Origin of the sequence: Anaerosacchariphilus polymeriproducens, from assembly GCF_003363435.1 — a bacterium.
In the GTDB taxonomy this organism is placed as follows: Bacteria; Bacillota; Clostridia; order Lachnospirales; family Lachnospiraceae; genus Anaerosacchariphilus; species Anaerosacchariphilus polymeriproducens.
Window position 1 is genome coordinate 1 of the sequence record NZ_QRCT01000042.1, and the last position, 4,166, is coordinate 4,166.

The window sequence follows — 4,166 nt, forward strand, 5'->3', positions numbered from 1 at the left end:
TCCATCTTGGATGTTGGTAGGTGGTTTTGGAGGATTTGAAACCAACGAGGAAAGAGCAAAAGCAATACAGGCTTCACAGATGCTTGGATATGATTTCACGGTAACAAAAGCAACATTCGACACCGTGGCGAGAGCATCAAAGGGGAATCTGAATCTAACTGTAAAAATTAAAAATATAGGTTTAGCACCATTTTATTATGACTGGAAAGTAAAAGTAGGCATTTTAGATAAAACAGGAGAAGTTAAAACATATTTGACAGATTGGGATTTAAGAACCATCTTAGCAGATGGAAAAGAATATGAGTTTTCTGGTTCATTACCAAACTTAGATTTACAAGATGGAAAATACTCACTTGGATTATACGTAGAAAATCCGTTATTAAATGGTAAAAAATTAATGTTTGCAAATGAGACACAACGTCCAGACGGTTGGTTGGTATTAGGGGATTTCATTATGTACAACGATATACCTAAAATGCGCATGCAGGGAGTGGCTGCTTTAAATAAATGTGATTTAGATGTTACATTGGTCGATTTTCAAGAGACAGTGTTATTGGCTGCCAAGTACAAAATCGGAGTTAGAATTCGAAACTTCGGAGACAGCCAGTATACAGGCACAGACAACCCAATAATTAACATTTATAAAAATGGAGCATTAATTAAAGAGTTTAAAACTAACTGGGATTTATCAACTATTAAACCAGATAATCACATGTATTTCGCTTGGTTTGTTAGTGGGTTAGAAACTGGAAAACATGAAATTAAAATGAAAATAACATCTGACACAAAAGAGATCCTGCTTGGCTACATGAATGTTGTTGAATCTTTAGAAATGGATTCAGATGGAGAAATGATTGCAGATATTGTAGAGGAAGAAGCAGTTAAAAGACAGTATCAAATCAACTTGAATATTGTATCAGAGCAGCCGGAAAGTGTTTTTGTAAATAATGTAATCGAAAACCTTAAATTAGACGCTGATGTAATAACAGGTTCAGTGGCTAAAGAGATTTCATAAGGAGGTTTGAGCATGGAATACATACCTGACAATTTAGATGCTTTTGAGGAACACGAACAAGAGATTTCAAGATATAGTCGAATGCGAAAACGTATTAAACACAATGAAGATATGGAGGAACTTGGAGAAGATGAAGAATGAAATTACTGAATTATTTGATAATGAAATAGAATTTGCTAAAAAGATGCAGATGCCCTCATTTGTTATGGGGTTGCAAAGGGCAAAAGAAATGATTGAAAAGTACTTTGAAGAAAGAGAGGGTAAAGAATGAGTGAATTAAACGTAATCACGAAACAACAACTAGGTAAAATAGATTTTAACTTTGAAGAAATCAAAACAAAGCTTGACGAAAAGATGAAGGAGTATGAAGGTGCTTTATTTACAGACGAATCTATGACAGTTGCGAAAAAGGAAGTAGCAAGCCTTAGAAAGCTAAAAAAAGCATTGAATGATAGAAAGATAGAAGTAAAAAAGGAATATATGAAGCCTTATGACGATTTTGAGTTGAAAACGAAAGAGTTAATGTCATTAATAGATAAGCCTATTGAATTAATAAACGGACAAGTTTCCGACTATGAGGCAAGACGTAAGCAAGAGAAAAGAGTGAAAATAAGCGAGATTTACAACGAATTAAGCGAGGAAATAAAAGACTGCTTACCATTAAATAAAATATACGATACAAAATGGGAAAATGCAGGAACTAGCCTAAAGGCAATACGTGAAGATATTGAAAAAGTAGCAGAAAGTACATTACAAGCTATACAGACAATTAACGGAATGAATAGCGAATCAAAACAAAAAGCGTTAGACATATACAAAGATACATTAAGCCTATCAGATGCAATTACATACATAAATAAATATGAACAACAAAAAGCTGAAATACTTGCGAGAGAATTAGAGAGAAAGCAAATCGAGGAAAGAAGAAGACAGGAACAAGAAATCGAACGGATTCGACAGGAAGAAAGAAAGAGAATCGAAGAAGAAAATCGCATCAGAGAAGAAGTTAGAAAAGAGACAGAAGAAAGCCTTTTGAGTATCAAAGTGGAGGAATCATCAAAGCAATCGAATACAGAGGATAATAAAGAGGTGGCAACATTTAGAGTTTGTGGAACAGCAGAGGAAATAGAACAAGTACATATGTACCTAAACAGCATAGGGGTAGAATTTGAAAGGGATGATATTGAATGAACATACAAGAAAAACTTTTGATTATACAAACCGAACTAAAAGCACCAAAGAATCAATACAACAAGTTTGGCAAATACAACTATAGAAATTGTGAGGATATATTAGAAGCGGTTAAACCGATTTTAAAGCAGACAAATACAATATTAACAATAACAGATGATATTGTGCTGATAGGTGATAGATATTACATAAAAGCAATCGTTAGATTGAGAGACTGTGACAGCGTTGAATACATTGAAAATTATGCACACGCAAGAGAGGACATAAGTCAAAGCGGTATGAGCACAGCACAAGTAACAGGCTCTACAAGTAGTTACGCAAGGAAATACGCTTTAAATGGTCTTTTCTGTATTGATGATACGAAAGATGATGATACAAGAGACAACACAAAAAAAGAACCAGAATACAAGTGCGAAAAGTGCGGTAAACCTTTTACTGATTTTGATTACAAGGGCAAGCACTACACAGCAAAGGACGGCTACGAAATAGCGAAAAAGAACAACAACGGAAAAGCACTTTGCAATACATGTAAAAAGGATGTGGCAAATTGAATTTAACAGGCGAATTTGTCGATTTAAGACAAGATTTTATATCACACGATACTTTTATCACCTTCAAGATAACCGAGTCTAATTTGGCTAAAATGCAAGCATACAAACTAGGCGAGGACAAGCTAAACATAAAGGTGACTAAATATAGGGAAAAACGTTCATTAGATGCAAACGCATATGCTTGGGTGTTAATGTCAAAACTTGCCGAACATTTAGACACTAGCAAAGAGGAAGTATATGAGGAAATGCTAAACAAATACGGATTCCCTGTATTTGAAGAAAATGGAAGAAGAACAATTTTAACAGTATTACCAGAAGTGAATATGAAATCATTGGGAATACATACGAAATATATCGGAAGTGGTTACGTAGGAGACAAGGAGTTTCACCACTATTTAGTGCTAAGAGGTTCGAGCGAATATAACACGAAAGAAATGGCTCATTTTATAGATATGATTGTGAGCGAATGCAAGGAGGTTGAAATCGAAACACTTCCAGAAGATGAAATAAAACGAATGAAAGAAGTGTGGGGTATTAAATGAAAAAATTATTTAGTGTATTAACGGACGACTTAGAACATTGTTTTGTATGTGATAGTTCACCTGTAGCAATACATCACATTTTTTACGGAACTAGCAACCGAAAGAAGTCGGAAACATACGGTTTTCTTGTTCCATTACACCCATATTTTCACACTAATTCTGACAATGCAATACATAGAGGTAATAAACAACTTGACTTACATTTGAAACAACTTGCGCAAAGCTATTATGAGGAAAATATTGGAACTAGAGAAGAATTTATAAAAGAATTTGGACGGAATTACCTTTGAAATTTGGTTGAAACACCACGCAAAAGCGAAAAGAAACTATCATGCTAAGAGATTATAATATGTCACAATATTTAATTTATGCCATGATGTTAAATTGCAGGGGAGGGACTAGCCACCCTTCCCCACCTTGAAAAGAGTGTAAAAAAATGAAAGTACATAAATTTATAATAATCGGAAAACTACCAAACTTAAATGATTATATTTATTCAAATAGAACTAATAAATATGCAGGCAACAAAATGAAAAAGGATGCACAAAAGTTAGCCTGTATTTACATAAAAAAAGATTTAAAAGATTTAGAAATATTAAAGCCTGTATTTCTAAGATATAAATTTTACGAACCCAACAAACGCAGAGACTTAGACAATATTGCCTCATTTGCACACAAGATTATACAGGATTCTTTAGTGTCTACAGGAGTGTTAAAAAATGACGGATGGAAAGAGATTATAGGTTTTGAAGATACATTTTTTATTGATAAAGACAACCCTAGAATTGAAATCACAATAGAAGAATGGAGGGCAAGCGAATGAATATTTTAGATTACATACCAGAGGGCAGAGAGAACGCTGTCACA

The 4,166-nt window shown here is 33.9% G+C and carries 8 protein-coding genes; all 8 read left to right on the forward strand.

Translation table 11 applies throughout. The features are described 5' to 3' along the window. On the forward strand, positions 1-1,015 hold a 1,015-nt coding region (locus DWV06_RS12545; protein ID WP_115482541.1), incomplete at its 5' end, for a DUF4832 domain-containing protein. A 12-nt stretch (positions 1,016-1,027) separates the two neighbouring features. After that, positions 1,028-1,156, forward strand: coding sequence for a hypothetical protein (locus DWV06_RS18915; protein WP_268877877.1), 129 nt, complete (start codon positions 1,028-1,030; stop codon positions 1,154-1,156). Beyond that, positions 1,146-1,286, forward strand: coding sequence for a hypothetical protein (locus DWV06_RS18415; protein ID WP_155522636.1), 141 nt, complete (start codon positions 1,146-1,148; stop codon positions 1,284-1,286). The genes DWV06_RS18915 and DWV06_RS18415 overlap by 11 nt, the downstream gene beginning before the upstream one ends. Then, a complete protein-coding gene (locus tag DWV06_RS12550; protein WP_115482542.1) occupies positions 1,283-2,206 on the forward strand; it encodes a DUF1351 domain-containing protein in 924 nt (307 codons plus the stop codon). Before DWV06_RS18415 ends, DWV06_RS12550 begins: the two co-directional genes overlap by 4 nt. After that, positions 2,203-2,757, forward strand: coding sequence for an ERF family protein (locus DWV06_RS12555; protein WP_115482543.1), 555 nt, complete (start codon positions 2,203-2,205; stop codon positions 2,755-2,757). Before DWV06_RS12550 ends, DWV06_RS12555 begins: the two co-directional genes overlap by 4 nt. Continuing rightward, on the forward strand, positions 2,754-3,299 hold the full coding sequence (locus DWV06_RS12560) for a hypothetical protein (RefSeq protein WP_115482544.1): 546 nt from the start codon (positions 2,754-2,756) through the stop codon (positions 3,297-3,299). The genes DWV06_RS12555 and DWV06_RS12560 overlap by 4 nt, the downstream gene beginning before the upstream one ends. Continuing rightward, entirely contained in the window at positions 3,296-3,589 is a 294-nt protein-coding gene (locus DWV06_RS12565) for a phosphoenolpyruvate carboxykinase (protein WP_115482545.1), read from the forward strand. Before DWV06_RS12560 ends, DWV06_RS12565 begins: the two co-directional genes overlap by 4 nt. Positions 3,590-3,735: 146 nt before the next feature. Next, complete coding sequence (locus tag DWV06_RS12570; RefSeq protein ID WP_115482546.1) at positions 3,736-4,122, forward strand: RusA family crossover junction endodeoxyribonuclease; 387 nt, start codon at positions 3,736-3,738, stop codon at positions 4,120-4,122. The last annotated feature ends 44 nt before the right edge of the window (positions 4,123-4,166 follow it).

Bases quoted from the DNA above. Each gene is read 5' to 3' on its own strand.
- DWV06_RS18915 (WP_268877877.1), top strand. From the start codon at position 1,028: ATGGAATACATACCTGACAATTTAGATGCTTTTGAGGAACACGAACAA.
- DWV06_RS18415 (WP_155522636.1), top strand. From the start codon at position 1,146: ATGAAGAATGAAATTACTGAATTATTTGATAATGAAATAGAATTTGCT.
- DWV06_RS12550 (WP_115482542.1), top strand. From the start codon at position 1,283: ATGAGTGAATTAAACGTAATCACGAAACAACAACTAGGTAAAATAGAT.
- DWV06_RS12555 (WP_115482543.1), top strand. From the start codon at position 2,203: ATGAACATACAAGAAAAACTTTTGATTATACAAACCGAACTAAAAGCA.
- DWV06_RS12565 (WP_115482545.1), top strand. From the start codon at position 3,296: ATGAAAAAATTATTTAGTGTATTAACGGACGACTTAGAACATTGTTTT.
- DWV06_RS12570 (WP_115482546.1), top strand. From the start codon at position 3,736: ATGAAAGTACATAAATTTATAATAATCGGAAAACTACCAAACTTAAAT.